This is a genomic window from Thalassovita sp. ABM4_323 (assembly GCF_056158665.1).
Genome location: NZ_JBSWTS010000003.1, coordinates 165,207 through 184,256 on the forward strand (window position 1 = coordinate 165,207; position 19,050 = coordinate 184,256).

General features: G+C 59.1%; 14 protein-coding genes. 8 read left to right on the forward strand and 6 right to left on the reverse strand.

All coding sequences use genetic code 11. From position 1 onward, the window contains the following. The first annotated feature begins 4 nt into the window (after positions 1–4). From ACXADQ_RS01260 to ACXADQ_RS01280, 5 genes are all read left to right on the forward strand, one after another. A complete protein-coding gene (locus tag ACXADQ_RS01260) occupies positions 5–2,005 on the forward strand; it encodes a type IV secretory system conjugative DNA transfer family protein (RefSeq protein ID WP_475314267.1) in 2,001 nt (666 codons plus the stop codon). A gap of 542 nt (positions 2,006–2,547) precedes the next feature. After that, positions 2,548–4,194: a GMC family oxidoreductase gene (locus ACXADQ_RS01265; protein ID WP_319828523.1), complete on the forward strand. Its 1,647-nt coding sequence runs from the start codon at positions 2,548–2,550 to the stop codon at positions 4,192–4,194. A gap of 38 nt (positions 4,195–4,232) precedes the next feature. Further along, positions 4,233–5,858: a long-chain fatty acid--CoA ligase gene (locus ACXADQ_RS01270; RefSeq protein ID WP_475314202.1), complete on the forward strand. Its 1,626-nt coding sequence runs from the start codon at positions 4,233–4,235 to the stop codon at positions 5,856–5,858. A gap of 3 nt (positions 5,859–5,861) precedes the next feature. Beyond that, positions 5,862–7,595: an aldehyde dehydrogenase family protein gene (locus ACXADQ_RS01275; protein ID WP_319828525.1), complete on the forward strand. Its 1,734-nt coding sequence runs from the start codon at positions 5,862–5,864 to the stop codon at positions 7,593–7,595. Between the two features lie 18 nt (positions 7,596–7,613). Then, positions 7,614–8,228 carry a TetR/AcrR family transcriptional regulator gene (locus tag ACXADQ_RS01280; RefSeq protein WP_319828526.1) on the forward strand — a complete coding sequence of 205 codons (615 nt, stop codon included), beginning with the start codon at positions 7,614–7,616 and terminating at the stop codon, positions 8,226–8,228. Positions 8,229–8,429: 201 nt separating this feature from the next. Here ACXADQ_RS01280 and ACXADQ_RS01285 read toward each other — a convergent pair whose 3' ends face one another. Further along, positions 8,430–9,347: a DMT family transporter gene (locus tag ACXADQ_RS01285; protein WP_416514332.1), complete on the reverse strand. Its 918-nt coding sequence runs from the start codon at positions 9,345–9,347 to the stop codon at positions 8,430–8,432. 269 nt (positions 9,348–9,616) lie between these two features. Here ACXADQ_RS01285 and ACXADQ_RS01290 point away from each other — a divergent pair, with 269 nt between their 5' ends. From ACXADQ_RS01290 to ACXADQ_RS01300, 3 genes are read left to right on the forward strand one after another with little or no spacing between them, the layout of a single operon-like run. Next, a complete protein-coding gene (locus tag ACXADQ_RS01290; protein ID WP_475314214.1) occupies positions 9,617–12,310 on the forward strand; it encodes a DNA methyltransferase in 2,694 nt (897 codons plus the stop codon). Then, positions 12,311–14,371, forward strand: coding sequence for a DEAD/DEAH box helicase (locus ACXADQ_RS01295; protein WP_475314219.1), 2,061 nt, complete (start codon positions 12,311–12,313; stop codon positions 14,369–14,371). 5 nt (positions 14,372–14,376) lie between these two features. Then, positions 14,377–15,642 (forward strand): GIY-YIG nuclease family protein, encoded by a 1,266-nt coding sequence (locus ACXADQ_RS01300; RefSeq protein WP_475314224.1) that lies wholly within the window; start codon positions 14,377–14,379, stop codon positions 15,640–15,642. A gap of 53 nt (positions 15,643–15,695) precedes the next feature. Here the strand turns inward: ACXADQ_RS01300 and ACXADQ_RS01305 are convergent, their stop codons facing one another. The 5 genes from ACXADQ_RS01305 to ACXADQ_RS01325 form a co-directional block, all read right to left on the reverse strand. After that, complete coding sequence (locus ACXADQ_RS01305) at positions 15,696–17,045, reverse strand: hypothetical protein (RefSeq protein WP_475314226.1); 1,350 nt, start codon at positions 17,043–17,045, stop codon at positions 15,696–15,698. A gap of 78 nt (positions 17,046–17,123) precedes the next feature. Next, positions 17,124–18,200: a TrbL/VirB6 family protein gene (locus tag ACXADQ_RS01310; protein ID WP_416514335.1), complete on the reverse strand. Its 1,077-nt coding sequence runs from the start codon at positions 18,198–18,200 to the stop codon at positions 17,124–17,126. Between the two features lie 12 nt (positions 18,201–18,212). Then, positions 18,213–18,626, reverse strand: coding sequence for a hypothetical protein (locus ACXADQ_RS01315; RefSeq protein WP_475314229.1), 414 nt, complete (start codon positions 18,624–18,626; stop codon positions 18,213–18,215). After that, the gene (locus ACXADQ_RS01320) at positions 18,623–18,817 is read right to left on the reverse strand and encodes a DUF4177 domain-containing protein (RefSeq protein WP_475314233.1); all 195 of its coding nucleotides are present in this window, start codon (positions 18,815–18,817) and stop codon (positions 18,623–18,625) included. Before ACXADQ_RS01320 ends, ACXADQ_RS01315 begins: the two co-directional genes overlap by 4 nt. Beyond that, a partial coding sequence (locus tag ACXADQ_RS01325; protein WP_475314237.1) for a P-loop NTPase family protein occupies positions 18,814–19,050 on the reverse strand: 237 nt, incomplete at its 5' end. The genes ACXADQ_RS01325 and ACXADQ_RS01320, both read right to left, overlap by 4 nt.

Genomic DNA, 19,050 nt, shown 5'->3' on the forward strand with positions numbered 1-19,050 from the left:
CGTCATGGGAAAAGCGCGGATCGCCACGGGTGTCCTGCTGGTGACGCTTGTGACCGGGGCCATGGGCTATACCATCGCCTCGGCGGTGCTGACCTACCAGGATCTCGGCTTCGGGGCCGAGATCGACTTTGCCTATATCGCGCAGAACTATCTGACGATCCTCGATCGTCGCCCGGAGGATGCCCAACTCATTCACCTGATCATCGGCAGTTTCGCCGCCGCCGGGCTGATGCTTAGCCTCGCGCTCTCAGGGTCCGCGCTTACACGCTTTGGCCAGACCCATTGGCAGACCGCGCGCGAGATGAAGGCCAATGGGTTTTTCGGGGCGCCCGGGACCGGGTTCATCCTCGGCAAGCTGGGGACGCCTGGCTCTCGCGCCAATTACATTTGCTCGAAGGTTTTCCCGCATGCGCTGATCGTGGCCCCCACGGGCCGCGGCAAGACCACGGGTTTTGTCATTCCGAACCTGCTGACCTGGCAGGGCTCCGCCGTGACGCTCGATGTGAAGGGCGAGTGTTTCGAGGCCACGGCCCGGCACCGCGCAGCCCAAGGCGACAAGGTCTATCGCTTTGCCCCCACCGATTGGGAGGGCAAGCGCACGCATCGCTACAACCCGCTCCTGCGCATCTATCAACTGAAAGATCCCGCGCGCCAGCAGATGGAATTGCAGCTTCTTGCGACGCTCTTCCTGCAAAGCGACAACGACCGGGTGCAGGGCCTCCTCAAAGGCGGGATCGATCTCTTCGTCGCGGCAGGGCTCTTGGCGTTCCAGCGCAAGCGCCCGACCTTGGGCGAAATCTACCGCATCGCTGCCTCGGGCGGGAACAAGCAGAAGGAGTATTCCGCGCGGGGGCATGAGGTCGATAACAGGGCCGCCAAGCTGATCTTCACGCGGCTCGCCTCGACCAACAACGACACGCTGACGTCCTACGTCTCGCTCCTGATGACCTCGGGGCTCGATCAATGGCAGAACCCGGCCATCGATGAGGCGACGGCGGTGTCGGACTTTGATTTCCGCACGATCCGCAAGAAACCCTTCTCGGTCTATCTTGTGGTCCAGCCGCTGATGGTGAAGCCGCTCGCGCCGCTGATCCGGCTGTTCTTTTCCGATCTCCTCTCCGCCATGCAGGAAAAGGACCCCGGGCCGGATGAACCCTGGCCCGTGATGATCATGCTCGATGAGTTCAACCGCCTTGGCAAAATGCCCATTGTGGTCGAGAGCATCGAGACCCTGCGGACCTATCGCGGACATTTGGCCGTCGTCACCCAGACTATCCCCGCCCTCGATGAAATCTATGGCGAGAACACCCGCCGCGCGCTGCAGGGCAATGCCGGCGTGAAGCTCTACCTGACGCCCTCGGACGAGAAGACCGTCGAGGAGCTGAGCAAGGCGGTCGGCAAGACCACGAAAACCGTCATCACGCGCTCCCAGTCCATCGGCAAGAACCCCTTCGAGGGCCGCAGCCAATCCACACGGACAGAAGAAAGTTCCTTGCTGCCTGAAGATGAGGCGCGCCGCCTGCCGCTCGATGAAATCGTCATGGTCATCGATGCCCAGATGCCGGTCCGTGCAAAGCGGATCCAGTATTTTGACGATCGGCTGTTCAAGGCGATCCATGATGCGCAGACAGGGGAGCTGCCGTTCCCGGACCCGGGGGGAGGGGGGACGCAGGGCACACTACCGTTGAGTATGCGTGCTATGCCGATGACGCCGCCGTCGGATGGGCCAGAGGGAACAGAAGCCGATGTGGAGAGGGCAAGCCAGGATGGCGATGGTCAACCGTCAGGCCAAGCCGACGCCGCTCCAAAGAAGACCGCGCCCGTCGTTCAAGCCGTCGTCGCCGAGGAGCAGCGACAGATGGAGATGGATTTTGGGGGCCAGGTTGCGGATGCCGAGACAGTGGGCGTGGATGATGAGGCGCAGATGCGCTCTGCTGTCGATGGATTGGATGAAATGGAAGAGATGCTGCGAGAGGAGGAGGGTGAAAAGCTGGTTGCTCGATAGGGTGGTAGGCATCGCCTGTCTGTCAGGCAGGGCGGGAAGCGGTCATTCGCTGCGCATTGCGTGAACGACCGCTATGGCCGTTCGCTGGTTTCGCTCTGGTTTGAAACGGGAGTATTCTTCTAATCAAGAACATCAAACCCCGAATCAAATTGTCGCTGAAGAAATGGCGCCAGTGGCCATACTTGGCATGTTCGACGCATTTTGGCCGGACCATTTCATGATGTGAGTTCTTGGTTGCGGCGGCAGGGTTTGGACTTTGGCGAATTACCGTTGCGCTCTGGAAGAACACCCTGAAGAAGCGTTCCAATAGCCACGACGAAACGGCGTGGAATCTGCCACTCGGAATCGCCTCGCAGCAAATCCGTGGTTTCTGCAACATTCCTTTCGAAGAGCGACTAAGGGGCGAAGAACGACATCAAGCATCTGATTCAAAATAGTTTTATTCGCGAAAATTTTTCTTGAACAATTTTTCTGGACAAACGTTCAGATTTTGTGCTCGCATAGAGACAGAGCGAGGAGGCTCTGTTCAGGGAGGATTTGATATGCCCGATAAGTCGGCTTTTGATTACGTTATCGTTGGGGGCGGTTCTGCGGGATCGACCCTTGCTGCTCGTTTGACCGAGGATCCCGCGGTGTCCGTGTGCCTCTTGGAAGCAGGTGGGAACGGTGATCACATTCTCATCCGCGCGCCCGCCGGCACGGTTGCGATCCTGCCGGGACATGGGAAGATCTCGAACTGGGCCTATGAGACCACGCCTCAACCCGGACTGAATGGTCGCAAAGGTTATCAACCACGCGGCAAAGCATTGGGTGGGTCAAGCGCGATCAACGCCATGCTCTACGTCCGTGGGCACAAATCCGACTACGACGGTTGGGCCGACCTGGGGTGTGATGGCTGGTCATGGGACGAATGCCTCCCCTATTTCAAACGTGCCGAGAACAACGAGGACGGCGCGGGAGACTTCCACGGCGCATCCGGTCCGCTGCACGTCTCGAACCAGAAAGCGCCACGTCCGATCAGCCGCGCCTTCGTCGAGGCCGCTACCGAATGCCAGCACCGCGAAACGGCAGACTTCAACACGGGCGACAACGAGGGCGTCGGGCTGTATCAGGTCACGCAGTTTCATGACGAGGCGCGCAATGGCGAGCGGTGCTCGGCAGCAGCGGCTTACCTTCACCCGGTCCAGAAGAGCCGCAAGAACCTCACCATCATCACCGGCGCCCATGCGACCAAGATCCTGACCGAGGGCAAGCGCGCGACCGGCGTCGCCTATCACAAGGGGCGCTCGGATCATCAGGTGAAGGCCAATAAGGAAGTGCTCCTGTGCGGGGGCGCCTTCAACTCGCCACAGCTCCTGCAACTGTCCGGTATCGGCGTCGCGGAGGACATCCAGCGCCATGGGATCGAAATGGTTCACGAATTGCCGGGCGTGGGCAAGAACCTTCAAGATCACCTGGATTTCATCCTCGCCTACAAGTCGAAGGATACCGACAATTTCGGAATCGGGTTGGCGGGCACCATCGGGTTGACGAAGCACATTCTGAAATGGCGCAAGCATGGTAACTCCATGATCGCGACGCCGTTCGCCGAAGGGGCCGGGTTCCTGAAAACCGATCCCGCGCTGGACAGACCTGACATTCAGCTTCACTTCGTGATCTCCATCGTGGACGACCATGCGCGCAAGCTGCACATGGGCTATGGCTTTTCCTGCCACGTCTGTGCGCTGCGCCCCTATTCCCGTGGCGAAGTGTTCCTTGAAAGCGGTGATCCGATGGCCGCGCCGGGGATCGATCCACAGTTTCTGACCGATCCGCGCGATTTGGAAACCACGATCAAGGGCGCGAAAATGACGCGCGAAATCCTGCAAGCTCCGGCGATGAAGAAATACCGCCATAAGGAGTTGTTCGGCACCAAGGACGGGATGAGCGACGCCGAATGGGAAAAGCACATTCGATCGCGGGCCGATACGATCTATCACCCGGTCGGGACCTGTAAGATGGGCGTCGACGACATGGCAGTGGTGGACCCCGAGTTGAAGGTGCACGGCATGGAAGGGCTTCGCGTGATCGATGCCTCGGTCATGCCGACCCTTATCGGCGGGAACACCAATGCGCCCACGATCATGATCGCGGAACGCGCCGCCGACATGATCCGGGGCATCAAGCCCGCCGCAATCGCAGCAGAATGAAGACCGCCGCGCGACGCGGCAGAACGAAGGAGGACATCATGTCCGGCACAATGATGACGCAGGCACTGACCACAGGCTCCCTGATTGCACATGCTGAGAAATACCATGCAGGCACCGAGATCGTCTCGGTCGAGACGGACGGGACCAAGGCCCGCACCACGTGGGGCGCGGTCGGCACCAATGCGCGGCGGATCAAGGCAGCGCTGGATGATCTGGGCGTGTCGGGCGGTGCGCGCTGTGCCACCATTGCGTGGAACAACCGGCGGCATCTGGAGCTGTATTTCGGGATCGGCGCGGGGGGTCGTGTGACGCACACGATCAACCCGCGCCTGACGCCCGAACAGATGATCTATATCCTCAACCATGCCGCCGACGAGGTGCTGTTTCTGGATCGCACGTTCCTGCCCATCGCGGCGAAACTGGGCGAGCATCTGAAAACGGTAAAGCATTACGTTCTGATGGGTCCGCGCGATGACGAGGCCGCCGCTCAGGTCGAGGGGCTCTTGTTCTACGACGAGCTCGTGGAGAAGGCCGACCCTGCCGACGGTTGGCCCGATCTGGATGAAAACGCCCCCGCCGCGCTATGTTATACCTCTGGCACCACGGGCAATCCGAAGGGCGTGCAGTATTCGCATCGGTCGCTTGTGCTGCATTCCATCGGGGGCAACCAGCCGGACGGATTGAACATCGCGGCGCGGGACACGGTGATGCCGGTCGTTCCCATGTTTCATGTGAACGCCTGGGGTGTGCCGTATATTGCGGCCTCGGTCGGGTCCAAGCTGGTGATGCCGGGGCCGAACCTTGATGGCGAAAGCCTCGCACGGTTGATTGACACCGAACAGGTCACGCTGTCGTTGGGGGTGCCGACGATCTGGATGGGCCTTCTGGCCGCGCTAAATTCAACCGGGATCAAGCCCACCTCGATGAAACGCACGGTGGTAGGCGGTTCCGCCCTTCCGCCCTCGATGATCCGCGACTTCCGTGATGGCTATGGCGTGGAACTGATCCATGCGTGGGGCATGACCGAGACGTCACCTTTGGGTACCTTGAACCAGCTTTTGCAGAAACATGACGGGCTGAGCGAGGACGCGCAGGCCAAGTTACGCGAAGGTCAGGGCCGCCCGCCGTGGGGCGTAGAGCTTCGCATCGTGGACGAAAACGGCACCGAGTTGCCGCGCGATGGCGAGACGCAAGGCGAATTGCAAATTCGCGGGAATTGGGTTGTCGAAAGCTACTTCGGGCAGGAGGGGTCCGCCCTGACCGCCGATGGGTGGTTCGACACGGGCGATGTAGCGACGCTGGACGCCGACGGATACATGGTGATCCGGGATCGGTCCAAGGACATCATCAAGTCTGGCGGCGAGTGGATTTCGACCGTCGAGCTTGAGAACATCGCCATCGCACATCCGAAGATTGCCAATGCCGCCGCCATCGCCGCGCATCATCCGAAGTGGGATGAGCGCCCGGTGATCGTTGCCGTGGCTGCCGAAGGCGAAACCCCGGACGAGGCGGACGTGCTGGCCAGCTATGAGGGCAAGGTCGCGCAATGGCAGGTGCCGGATCGGGTCATCTTTGTCGACGATCTGCCGCTGGGGGCCACGGGCAAGGTCCTGAAAAACAAGCTGCGCGAGGCCTATGGCAACGTGCTTTTGGAGGAGGCGTGAGCCATGAACCAGATTGCAACGGATATTACACCTGATTTTTCAGCGCTGGATCGCGACCTTGAGGCATTGCGGTCAGGGGCTGAGGCTTGGGCGCGGACATCGAACGCCGAACGCATCGCGGTTCTGGCCGAGATCAAGGACCGGCTGCTGGAGGTCGCCGAAGGCTGGGCCGAGACCGCGGCGCGGCGAAAGCTGATCCCGGCGGGGTCGCCTTTGGCGGGCGAAGAATGGATTTCTGGACCTTATGCGGTCATGTCTGCCTGTAACGGGTTGATGCAGACTTTGGCAGGTATGAACGGAAAAGCGTTCCTCGACCATCTGTCGAAACGCACCACGGCGAATGGGCAATTGGCCGTGCGCGTCCTGCCCCATTCGATCTGGGATCGGCTGCTGTTGTCAGGCGTCTCTGCGGATGTCTGGATGCAACCGCAGGTAGATGAAGCGAATCTGGCGGCACATACAGCGTGCGCCTATGACACCCCGGTGGATGCGCGAGACGGTGGCGTGTCATTGGTGCTGGGCGCGGGCAACATCGCCTCGATCGCGCCGCTGGACGTGTTCGAGAAAGCTTTTGGTGCGCATAAAGCGGTCATCCTGAAGATGAACCCCGTGAACGAATATCTAACGCCGTTTCTGGAAGCCGCGTTGAAGCCGCTGATCGAGCGCGATGCGCTTCGGATCGTGAAAGGCGGGGCCGAGGTTGGGAGCTACCTGTGCAATCACGCCGCGGTGGACGAGGTGCATATCACCGGGGCTGCCGCCTCGCATGATGCGATTGTCTGGGGTCCGGGCGAGGAAGGGGCCAAGAACAAGGCCGCAAACACGCCGAAGTTGACCAAGCCGATCACATCTGAACTGGGTGCGGTCTGTCCGACCATCGTTGTGCCGGGGAACTGGTCAGAGGCCGACATCAAGTTTCAGGCCGAGCACCTGGCGACCCAAAAGCTCCACAATTCGGGCTTCAACTGCGTGGCCTGTCAGATGTTGGTGCTGCCGAAGTCGTGGGGTCAGAAAGACGCGTTGATCGATGCAATTCGAGGCGTGATGCGCGACATGGATGCGCGTCAGGCCTATTACCCGGGTGCCGCGGACCGAATGGCCGGTTTCGCGGATCAGTCGGCGAATGCGACGTCATTCGACCGTGGCGAAGCACCTGCGCTGATCTTCGCCCCGGTGAACGAAGGGGAGAACTGGTTCACCCAAAACGAGGTGTTCGCCCCTGCTCTGTCGACCCATGAGATCGAGGCAGAGGACGCCGAAACCTATCTGATCGAGGCGATCCGATACGCCAACGAAACGCTGCACGGCACCTTGGGCGCGAATATCGTCATTCACCCGCGCACCATTCGGCAGATCGGGCGCAAACGCTTCGAAGAGATCATCGCCGATTTGCACTACGGAACCATCGCGGTGAATGCGTGGACTGGCCTCGCCTTCCTTGCTACCGCTTGCCCGTGGGGTGCGTTTCCTGGTCATACGCTGGACGATGTGGGGAGCGGGATCGGCTTTGCGCATAACACCTTCATGTTCGACAAACCCGAGCGGGTGGTCGTGACCGCGCCGTGGCGACCCTTCCCGCGCGGGGTGTTGTCGGGTCAGTTCACACTCCTGCCCCGTCCCCCGTGGTTCGTCACAAATCGGCGGCAGCATGTGGTTGGCCGGCTGTTGACCCATTTCCAGCACAAGCCAAGCTGGTTGAAATTGCCGCGCATATTCGCCAATGCCTTGCGTGGTTAAAACAAAGGCCAGCCGGACGTGACCAAACTCGACAAAATCGCCCGCCTTGCGAAAAAGGCCGAAGCCAAATCCGCGAAGCGGGCGCGCAAGAAGGATGAGCTTGCCGATCACGCGATTACAGCGTTGAAGCAACTTGGCTATGCACGCACCAGCCTGCGCGACATCGCCGAAATGTCGGGGGTCGCGGTCGGCACGCTGCATTACTATTTCGAAGACAAGGTCGACCTCATCACCTATTGCGTGCGCCGCTATAAGGTGGGGTTCGTGGCGGACATGGGATCAATTCTGGAAGCCGATGTCGAACCTGAGCAACTCGCAGACCGGTTCATCAAAGGCCTATCACTGTCGATCCGACGTGACGCCGAAACCCATCGGCTCTGGTATGACATCCGGACGCAAGCGATGTTCGATCCCGCTTTCGAAGAGGTCGTGGCGGACATCGAAGACGGTCTGAGAGAACTTGTAGCGACATTTCTCTCAAGAACTGGCGTCTCACCGGAGCAGGCTCGACCTACTTATCTGGTGCTGGACAGCTTTTTTCGCTTCCACCTTCAGGCGTATCTCAGGGGCGATAAGGGTGCACCGGCACAGTTCGAGATCGAGGTTTCGGCGCTATTGAACCGACTGGTCTGACGGCAGACGACCCTGTTACTTAAAACTCTCGGTCAGTTCTGCTTTCGGGACAGCAAGCGACACGGCATATTGCGTCGAGATCGTTTGCAGGGGCAGAACTTGAACCTTCGATTTGACATCAAAGCTGTCGGTTAAAATGGGCGCTATGCCGCCGTTCTCTGCGCGCTGCGTCAACGGCAGCTATGGGCCGAGGTTGCGGTTCTAAGGAGCCGTGATTGGCGGTGGTTTTCTTCGCTTGCCCGAAAGCGCATTGCCCGCAATGGCCGCGAGCAGAACAGCACCTCCGATCAGAGTGTTCGCAGTCGCGGTTTCCCCGAGAAACAGCCAGACCCAGAGTGGTCCGAGCAGCACCTCGGCTAAGGACAAAAGGGCGAGTTCTGCGGCGGGTAGGCTACGCGATCCTAATGTGTAGAGGATCAGACCTGCGCCGACTTGGAATACCCCCATGCCCATTGCAATGCCGCCATCACTGGGGCTCAGCACGAAGGAGAGCCCGAGGCCCAAGCATATGGCCGAAGTGATGGCGATCGCGAAAATGCCCGAGAGGAACACCGCTGGCAGCATTTCCCCTGTCCGCCCCCATCGCAACGCCACGGTGAAGACTGCAAAACCGAATGCCGAACCAAGCGCGGCAAGGCTGCCTTTCAGGGCGACGCCTCCGGACTTGTCGGCGACCATGATCCCGATCCCGCCGATTGCGACGGCGATCGCTATCCAGGTTGCGGCGCGGACAGGTTCTCGCAGCACTATCCATCCGAGCACCGCAGCCATAAACGGTGCTGTCGCAAACAGAAGCATGGCATTTGCGACCGAGGTGTTCTGGATCGCGTAGATTCCGCCTGAATAGGCCGCAACCAGTGAAAGCCCTGCGATGACAGCGGGGGCGCCGATGCGTCGGATCTGAACAAATGGGCTTTCGCCAGACCGCACGCGGATAAGCACGTAGAGAAACAGCGACATGCTGATCGACCGGTAGAGCAGTATCTGCCACACGACAGCGTCTTCGATCAGGCGAATACCAAGGCCGACCGTCGACCACAACACACCCGCCGCAAATACGAAGAGCACACCGTACTTGTGGGCATCGGCAGTGGAAGGGGCTGTGGTGATTGATGTCATGTCTGGCCGATTAAGAATGTCACGTCGTCAAGATTAACCTTGGGACGAGTGTGCCGATCACCCATTTGCGACATTGCCGGTGGTTGCTGCAGAGTTTCTCGGAGAATCAAAATCGCCAGTAATTTCACGATCGGCAAAAATGGCGGCGTGGTGCCAACGCACGGTATTTCATTGAAGACGGCCGAATTGGGCCGTTTAAGGCGTCGGTCGCTATCGTCATCGCCCCAAACTTTCTGTAGCATTCGTATGAGTTTACCGACGGACCTTACATGAACCCTACGGAAATCGCAGACGCCCTGGAAGAAATCGCCACTCGCCCGTTCGACGGTGGCGAGTTCCCGTTTGCGTTCGCCGCCGCCATGGGAAGTCCGCAAGCCACGGTTTCAAAGCTCCGCAGTGGGACGATCAACAAGTCGAAGGTGCCCGGCGCGGTCCTGATGAACCGCAAGTTCTATGCCATGGTGACCGACCCCGGCGCGGTGGACCAGGGCCTGTCGATGATCCGGTCGGACAAGAAGACCACCACCCACAAACCGGCGATCCTGCTGGCCACCGACGGTGTCGACTTGTCCGCCGAACATGTCGCTTCGGGTGACAGCCTGCACATAAAGTTCGCCGACCTACATCATCACTTCGGGTTCTTCCTGCCAGCGGCCGGCATGTCGCGCTACAAGGCGGCGGAGGAGAACGAGGTCGACGTCAAGGCGGCCGGACGACTGGCCAAGCTCTATGATGCGCTTCTCAAGAAGAACCCGGAATGGAAGACACCGGAACGGCGGCATGACCTGAACCAGCTGATGACGCGGCTAATCTTCTGCATGTTTGCAGAGGACGTGGGCATCTTTGAAAACAACCTGTTCTCGCGCCTGATCTTCACCCATGCGGGCGACAAGGGGGAGGAGGCGCAGGCGTGTATCGCCTCGGCCTTTGCCGCGATGAACCTACCCAATGGCCGGCGTCAGGACCTGCCAGCCTGGGCTGATGCCTTTCCCTACGTGAACGGCGGGCTTTTCGCCGATGCACTAGACGTGCCGAAATTCGACCGCGGCGCCTATCGCTACCTTCAGGACGCCTGCCAGCTCGATTGGCAAGAGATCAACCCGGATATCTTCGGGTCCATGATCCAGTCGGTCGCCGATCCGGACAAACGGTCCGAACTTGGGATGCATTACACCTCGGTGCCGAACATCCTTAAGGTGCTGGGGCCGCTATTCCTCGACGATCTGGATGAGCAGATCGAGAAGGCTGGCGATAGCCGCAAGGCGCTGGCAAGGGTGCTGAAACGGATCGAGGGGATCAGGGTGTTCGACCCGGCCTGCGGATCGGGCAATTTCCTTGTCGTCGCCTATCGGGAGCTTCGAGCGCGGGAGATGCGCGTTCTGGAGAGTATGGCGCAACTGGATGGCGGGGCCTCGGCGCAGATGTTCTCTGGCGTGCGGTTGGCGAATTTCTACGGGATCGAGATCACGGATTTCGCCGCGGAGACGGCGAAACTGGCACTTTTCATCGCGGAGTATCAGGCCAATGCGCGGTTCGGTGAGATGTTCGGGAATACAGCCCCGGCCCTACCCCTGCGAGATGGTGGTAACATCGTTTGCGACAATGCGCTGCGATTGAATTGGGAGGCGGTTTGCTCGCCGCCGGGGGAAAATGAGGAAGTCTTTATTGCGGGGAATCCGCCATTTGTCGGTTTCAACTCGAGGACGCCAGCTCAATCAGAAGACATGCGCTTCCTTTTGACCGACCGGCTGAAGAGCTTTGAGCGCCTCGATTTGGTGATCTGTTGGTTCATCAAGGCTGCTGACTACATTCGCGGTCGCGCTGGAGCGGGAGCTTTGGTTTCGACCAATTCGATTGCCCAAGGAGTGACGGTCAATGTTCTTTGGCCCGAGGTCCTGCGTGAAGGGATCAGAATTAATTTCGCCCATCGACCTTTCATGTGGTCCAACAATGCTGCGAAGAATGCGGCGGTTTCATGCGTAGTAGTTGGCATCTCATCTTCAAGAACTGGACAGTCAGTCATCTTTGACGGCGAACTTCGGAAGAATGCTAACAACATCAACGGCTACCTTCTCGATGCACCCGACGTAACGGTTGCGCAGAAGGGTCGGCCGATTTTCCCGCTTCCCAAAATGGATGTTGGCAGCATAGCGCGTGACGAAGGGAACTTGATTTTCTCGGAAGCAGAGAGAGCCCAGCTTATTTCGGAGCATCCTGAAGCCGCGCCATTTATCCGCCGTTACATGGGTGCCAGGGAAGTAGCGCAAGGCTTGGTCCGTTATTGTCTATGGGCGGAGACCAATGAACTGGAAGATGTGCTACGCTTTCCTCCGTTGGCGAAACGATTAGATGCGGTAGCCAAGTTTAGGTCCGAAAGCGATGCACAAGTAACTCGAGACGCAGCCGCTGTGCCCCATCGGTTTGGTCAAATCACTGGCAAAGGCGTGCCGAAGAAATCAGCGATCTTAATGCCGCGGACATCGTCCTCTCGCAGGCCTTATCTACCGGTCGAGTTGGTCGGCAGTGATGTTGTTGCCTCGGCAGATTGCCAGATCATCTTCGACCCTCCTGAATGGTGTTTTGCGATCTTGGCATCTAAGCTTCAATGGTGTTGGGTGAGTACCGTCAGCGGACGTATGAAGAATGATTTCCGCTACAGTAGCACCTTGTGCTGGCACGTTTTTCCAATACCCCGTTTTACCGACGATCAACTGGAGGCACTAAACGCCTCCGCTCGCGCGATCCTCAAGACACGCTACATGCACCACCCCAAGACCATCGCGCAGCTGTACGACCCCGACGACATGCCAGACGACCTGCGCGAGGTGCACCGCCAGAATGACGAATTGCTGGAAACGATGTACATCGGGCGTCCGTTCCGCAACGATACCGAACGGCTGGAGCGGCTTTTCAAGCTCTATGCCGCGCGGATCGAGAAGCTGAAGAAGGAAGAGGCCGCGTAAATGGTTGATCTTGTGCGTATGACCTATGGCCATTCCGGGGCGGATGCCAAGACGAACAGCCTTGGCCAGCGCCCGATGCAGGCCCGCGTTTACGAGGCACGCGCCGCACAGTTCCTGCTGTTGAAGGCGCCCCCGGCGGCGGGCAAGTCCCGTGCCTTGATGTTCCTTGCGCTCGACAAGCTGGAAAACCAGGGCGTGAAAAAGGTGATCGTCGCGGTGCCCGAAACCTCCATCGGTAGTTCATTCCGCTCAACCGACCTGACCTCCTACGGGTTCTGGGCCGATTGGGAGGTGAAGCCGCAATGGAACCTCTGCCTGTCGGGCGAGGACGGCATGGCGAAATCGCAAAAAGTGAAGGCGTTTGAGGCCTTCATAGACAGCGACGCCAGCGTCATCGTCTGCACCCATGCCACATTCCGGTTTGCCTTCGACGCCATCGAAAAAGCGCGCGGCGTAGAGGCCTTTGACGATTGCATGATCGCTATCGACGAGTTCCACCACGTTGCGGCAGCCGATGACAACCGCCTTGGGGAGATCCTTCGCAAGCTGCTGGCCCGCGAGAAAGCCCACGTGATGGCAATGACCGGCTCCTATTTTCGTGGCGACAGCGTACCGGTTCTGCGCCCCGAGGATGAGGCGCGGTTCAAGTCTATCACCTACAGCTACTATGAGCAGCTTGAAGGCTATGAGCACCTGAAGTCGCTGGGGATTTCCTACTCGTTCTACCGGGGGCGATATATCTCGGCGATCCCTGATGTGCTCGACACGGACCGCAAGACGATCATCCACATCCCGCACCGTGGATCGGCGGAAGCCTTTGGCGAGAAGCACGATGAGGTCGGGCTGATCATGGGCGCGATCGGCGAACACGTCGGCCGCGATCCGGACACCGGGTTCGATCTGGTGAAACGCGCCTCGGACGGCAAGGTTCTTAAGATCGCTGACCTCGTGGATGACGGCGACGGGCGCTCGCGCATCAAGGCCGCGTTGCAGGCGGAGGCAAAGGGCTCGGATGGCAAGCGAGACGACGAAGCGGATCGGGCCAAAGTGGACATCATCATTGCCCTCGGCATGGCCAAGGAGGGGTTTGACTGGCCATGGTGCGAGCATGCGCTGACCATCGGCTATCGGAATTCCCTGACGGAGATCGTCCAGATCATCGGTCGGGCCACCCGCGATGCACCCGGCAAGCCCCACGCCCAGTTCACCAACCTCGTCGCCGAGCCTGGCGTGGAAACCACGGTCGTGGCGGACGCGGTCAACGACATGCTCAAGGCGATTTCGGGTGCGATGCTGATGGAGCAGGTGCTCGCGCCCAACTTCAAGTTCTATCGACGTGAAGACGGCGATATCCGCGCGCCTGTGGAGACGACGAAGGACGGCACGGTGCATATCGGTATAAGGGGCTTGATGGAACCGCCAACTCCTCGCGCCCGTGCTATCGTTGAGAACGATATGAACGAGCTGGTGGCCAAGGCTTGTCAAGCTATGGACCGGCGCGTTGTCGCGGATGACGTGGCACCCGAGGTGGCCACACAAATGGTGCTGACGGACATCATAGAGACGACCTACGAGAACCTGTCAGACGACGAAATAGAATCCGTGCGCCAGGACCTTGCCGCGCGGATGAACCTGATCGGCATGGCGAAACGCGCATCGCAAGAAGGCGGGTTTGCTGAAGAGGGCGAGGAGTACGACGCTGAGCCGTCGGAGAACCTGTCCCTGATGAACATGGTGAAGCGGTTCGTGAATGTCCGTGAACTGGATATCGACCTGATCGACAGCGTGAACCCATTCAAGGAAGGCTTCGACGTCGCCTCGCGCGCCTTCGACACTCCACTCTTGAAGACGATCCAGGACGCGATGATTTCTCAGCGCATCCAGATGACTGAAAAAGAAGCGCTGACACTGTGGCCGCGCATCAAACGGTTTCGGGCGCAGGAGGGCCGCGAACCCAATCCGCATTCGGCGGATCCATTGGAGAAGCGCCTTGCGGAGGCTCACGCATACATCAAGACGAAAAAAGCCGAACGCCAGCGAGCGGCTCAGTCGGGAACCTGAGCCACATGCCGCGCTACCGATCCCTCGATGAAATCTTCGACGAGCCGGATGAGTTCGGGCTGCTCGATATCAAGGAGCGGAACCGCGGCGCGGCGGCAACGCCAGACGCCCGCAATGCCGAGATCGTCTCGCAGGTGAATGCTTTTTACGAGTTGAACGGCCGGATTCCGGACGACAACAGCCTGGACCTCGAAGAGATGAAACTTGGTACGATCTGGCGATCGATCCGGACCAGTCCAACGGCAGCGATGATGGAGGCAGACCGGAACCGGCTTCTTGGGCATGGCCATCCAGTGGCACCGACCGCAACCATTGTCGAAACGGAGGCTCCGCCCGTGCCTGAGCCCGATTGGCGCGAAGACGTTGCCGACGAGGACGTTCCAGCAAGCCTTGACGACATCTTCGGCGATGATGACCTCGACGTGCATGACGCGGTTCTCAACATCCGTTATGTGACGCCAGCCTCAGAACGCCAGTTGCCTGACCACCGGGCCGACATGTTCCCGTGTCCGGATTTCGAACACTTTGAAGGCGGCTTTGCCGAGATGCAGTCGAAGCTCGAGTCCGGAGATCGAAAGGTTCTCCCGGTTCAGGACAATGTCGAGATCACGGTCTACGAAGGCGACTTCTTCATCCATCGCGGCCTTCTGGTCTATGTCGCCGAAAAAACGGAACTTTCGCGCAGGAGCGGTAAGCCGGATCACCGTTTACGGATCATCTTTTCCAATGGCATGGAGAACGATCCTCTATCATCTTCATTTCGCAAAGCGCTCGCAGCAGATAAGACCGCACGGATTGTCGAAAGGGCTGGGTTTGGCCGGCTCGATCCAGAATGGGATCAGGATAGCATGGCGGTCACCGGCACAGTGTATGTGGCGCGAAGCCTGTCCAGAGTCCCGGAAATCGCAGAAGTATCAAAGATCCTGCACAAGGTCGGTGTGACCAGTCAGGATGTCCGGCGGCGCATTGCCGATGCGAAAAACGACCCAACTTTCCTGCTCGCGCCTGTCGAAATTGTCGCCACCTATGAGTTGCACAATCTGGAACGCATGAAGGTCGAAGACCTTTTGCATCGCTTTTTTGATGTCGCGCGGCCGCAGGGTCTTGTGATCACCGACCGGTTCGGCAAGGCGGTCCATCCTCGAGAATGGTTCTACGTGCTTCCTGAGCATGTGAGCCAAGCCGTTCAGCTCATTCAAGAACGCAGGTTGCATGAGTACAGGTACGACAGCCAACGCCAGTTGATCGTCAAGGTGGAGCCGGGCGCTTAGGCGTGCTTTTCTATTGAAACAGGTTCTTTCGGAGTAGGGCGCGTGATCCGAGCTCAGAAGAAGGTGACCTCCCGCAGGCCTTGAAACGCGCCTTCTTTGAACGCGCCGGCTTTATGCAGCCGCGGGAAATCCGGGAGCCTGTCTATCTCGACTAACGGAAGCAAAATGTCAGCGCTGAACCATGGCATTTTCGCGCACCGGCTTTCATCATACATCTTCGAAAGTGCCCTTCCGACCGCATAAGCGCCGGCCAAGTCAATTTTGGAAACGCGTGTCCGATTTATAGGAAGCAGGCTCCCAGTTGTCGATTTACCGCCGACATTGAAATAGATCAGGTCATGGCCCCACCCGAGGCGTATGATATGTGTCCGGTCGGACCGTTGGATTGAAACTCTCGGAAATAGGTCCCTGACCCAAACCTTATGTTCATCGCACCAGTCGAGGGCTTCCTTCAACATCGCTACGCCGCCTAGGTCTTTCTTCCAGATCGGACATAAGTGCTGAAACCCGGCGAATTTGACCCGCTTCTCACTTCTGATGTCGTTAGCAACGAAATTGCCTTCGCGTGTGACCTTTGGAGACCACATTTTCTCTTCGAGCGCGGCTGCGTCCTCCAAACCTATGTGCATGTCATCAATCGCAACTTTGGTATTCGCAGAAATGGCTCTGTGTTGGGCTTCAATCATAGTAATGGGCGGTAGCGGTTTGCTCGGGTGTTGGTCGAGAATTGAGGGAGCGTTGGGTCGAACGATATCGTCAGGAACATCCACTGGCCTGTCTGTTTTCACGTCGTGGTCGACGAGCCAACGGTACGGTGTCCCGAGGTCCTTAGGATCATCATTCATGAGCGAAAGATGTGGCAGACCCTTTTTCAGGAACGCCATGATTTCCCGCGTATCCTGACGTTCCGCGCCCATGAGCCGCCCTTGAAAGGTTTGCCGATCTGAATTGCTTTGGCGGGCTTTCAGTGCGTTTTCGATGCGCTCACGTTCGATATCGCTCAGCTGGCGTCGTAGATACGCGATAGAAACATCGACGTCACCGTAGTCGTCTCGCTCCTCAAGCGCGCTGCCGAACAGCTTCAAGGTGATGCGCTGCAGGCGATCGGGATCGCCGTTGATGACCTTAGCCCGGGCGAGAAGTTCAGCAATGATGGTCTGAACCTTATCGCGCCCGATACGCTTTCGCTTGGGTTCCAGTGCGAGGCGAGTCCCATTCGGCGTTAGCTGCCAATAAAACAAACCGTCAAAGATGTCGGCAGGCTCCAAGTACCCAGCCTCGGCCATCTGGCGCAAGATGAGGTCAGCATGATGGGCATCGCAATCCAGGGTCCGTATTGCCTCTTCAAGCCCGACAGATCTTCCATTGATTGCTGAGCGCAGGACTGCTTGGACCAGCTCCAATGGTACCGTTTTTACTGGCGAATGCTTATGGGACCCTCGCTCATTCATTGTTCAACGGCGTCGCAGAAAAAAACCTCATCAACGCCTCCCCAACCTTCCCAAACGAGCCAGCTGCGCCATCATTTGCGATCCGGTTCCGGTGGATGGACTGCCCCCTGCAGGTGTCACATTTGCCATTCCCGGCCGTTGCGGCATTTGTTGGGCCCCAAAGAACTGCCGTGCTCTGAGTGCTGCATATTCGGCTCCACTGGCACCACCAACAAGATACCGATTGTAAGCCTGCTGATTGCCCATCGCAGCGCGCGCAAAGCTGTAGCTTCCTGCCAAGCCCCCAGACAGCGCTGGCATCATGATGTTCCCTGAGATTGCGCGAACGATGAACGGCGTGGCGATGATGAAGCCCTTGGCCATGAGGACCATCATGAAGAAGGGGATGAGCGCGCCTATATTTGAGGCCCCTTCCGGGTCGCCGAGTTCACCAATGAGGGCGGATGATACACCTGTGATTGTTGCGAACACCCCTGCGACGACGATGGGGTAGAGCGCGAAGGAAACCAGCGCCGACAGCCAGCGCGCGAAATAGTCCTTGGTGACCTCGAAGAGGGTCAGGAAAATCATCACCGGTGCGATCCCGATCAGAAGTGCGATCATCAGGCGGGATGCCACGAGGATAAAGGCGGCCAAACCGCCCAGGATCGAGAGCAAGAGGACCCCGACAATGTCGAGCATGGCGCCGGCCATCCAGTTCAGCTCAGACCCGGCGGCGTTGAGATAGTCCCCTAGTTCCGCGATCAGCCGGTCAAACTCTTCGGCGAAAGTTCCAGAAGGGCCAGGAGTTCCACCACCGACCGAAGCCACGAGCGCCCCCGCAATGCTGTCGATCCCGGCCAGGATAGCGGAGGAGAGGGCGTTGAACTGCACCCAGTTGGTCGCGAATATTCCGATCAACCCGATCTTGACCGCGAGCCAGAAGGCCGTGCGCCCGTCCATCGCTTTGTACTGGTAGATCATGTTCAGGAAGACGAGGATCACCACGAGCGTTGTTCCCAGGACGAGAAGCGTGCCGACCGTTACCGCGACCGACCCGAACTGGGTTTCTGCGGCGGTGTCGAGATAGCCCTGGGAGGTTTCAACGAAATAGGTGACGACGCTCATGACGGGGCTGCCTTACCAATTGCCCGCGGCGTCGCAGATGGCCTTGGCGGCAGGGCGGGCAGCGTTTGCGCGGCGGTTGTAGGCGTCCGAGGCTTGCAGCATCTCCCATCGTTCGTCACTCGCGTACCTTTCCCGAAACACCGCCTCGGCAGCGTCCCAAGAGGGGAACCGGGTTTCACAGTCGCAGCTTTCGGTCTCGACGATGCGCTCGAGATTCTGGGCGCGGTAGATGTCTTGAACCAACACGCGCTGATAGGCTTGGCGCAGGGGGATCTCCTGCATCCAGACGGGCTCGGCGGGCCGGTCCGGACAGACGTCAAAGCTGCGCCCGAGGGTCGGCACCAGGTTGCGCTCGGCGAAGGCGAAGGTAGGCGTCAGGCTTAGGGCCAGCGCGGCCAGCACAAGGGGATGCGGGGCCCGCCTCATGCCGTGGCTCCAGCGGGTGTGGTTTCGCGCTTCAGGAAAACGGTGTGCCCGATATTGGCGAATTCCGAAGTGCTGATCGACACCACCTCCCACCCGTCTGCGCCTTTGGCATTCAGGCTGGCCTGCATGTCGGAAAGGCTGGTTTTGCGGGTCATGGGAAAGGACAGGATGTCATATTCAAAGGTCTTCATTGGGAAGCTCCGATCTGGGTTGCGCCTGGAAGATAGAATTCGGTGATGCCGCGTTTACCGTCGTGGCGACCGGCCTGGATGATCACATCGATGGAACTCTCGATGTATTGGATCATGTCGGCATAGGTCATCGGGATCTCGGTCTTGAGGGCCGCGATCGCCAGACGCTGCACGGCAAGTTGCGGCGTTTCTGCGTGCAGCGTGGTCATGGACCCGCCATGGCCGGTGTTGAT

Bases quoted from the DNA above. Each gene is read 5' to 3' on its own strand.
- ACXADQ_RS01260 (WP_475314267.1), top strand. From the start codon at position 5: ATGGGAAAAGCGCGGATCGCCACGGGTGTCCTGCTGGTGACGCTTGTG.
- ACXADQ_RS01265 (WP_319828523.1), top strand. From the start codon at position 2,548: ATGCCCGATAAGTCGGCTTTTGATTACGTTATCGTTGGGGGCGGTTCT.
- ACXADQ_RS01270 (WP_475314202.1), top strand. From the start codon at position 4,233: ATGTCCGGCACAATGATGACGCAGGCACTGACCACAGGCTCCCTGATT.
- ACXADQ_RS01275 (WP_319828525.1), top strand. From the start codon at position 5,862: ATGAACCAGATTGCAACGGATATTACACCTGATTTTTCAGCGCTGGAT.
- ACXADQ_RS01285 (WP_416514332.1), bottom strand. From the start codon at position 9,347: ATGACATCAATCACCACAGCCCCTTCCACTGCCGATGCCCACAAGTAC.
- ACXADQ_RS01290 (WP_475314214.1), top strand. From the start codon at position 9,617: ATGAACCCTACGGAAATCGCAGACGCCCTGGAAGAAATCGCCACTCGC.
- ACXADQ_RS01295 (WP_475314219.1), top strand. From the start codon at position 12,311: ATGGTTGATCTTGTGCGTATGACCTATGGCCATTCCGGGGCGGATGCC.
- ACXADQ_RS01300 (WP_475314224.1), top strand. From the start codon at position 14,377: ATGCCGCGCTACCGATCCCTCGATGAAATCTTCGACGAGCCGGATGAG.
- ACXADQ_RS01310 (WP_416514335.1), bottom strand. From the start codon at position 18,200: ATGAGCGTCGTCACCTATTTCGTTGAAACCTCCCAGGGCTATCTCGAC.
- ACXADQ_RS01315 (WP_475314229.1), bottom strand. From the start codon at position 18,626: ATGAGGCGGGCCCCGCATCCCCTTGTGCTGGCCGCGCTGGCCCTAAGC.
- ACXADQ_RS01320 (WP_475314233.1), bottom strand. From the start codon at position 18,817: ATGAAGACCTTTGAATATGACATCCTGTCCTTTCCCATGACCCGCAAA.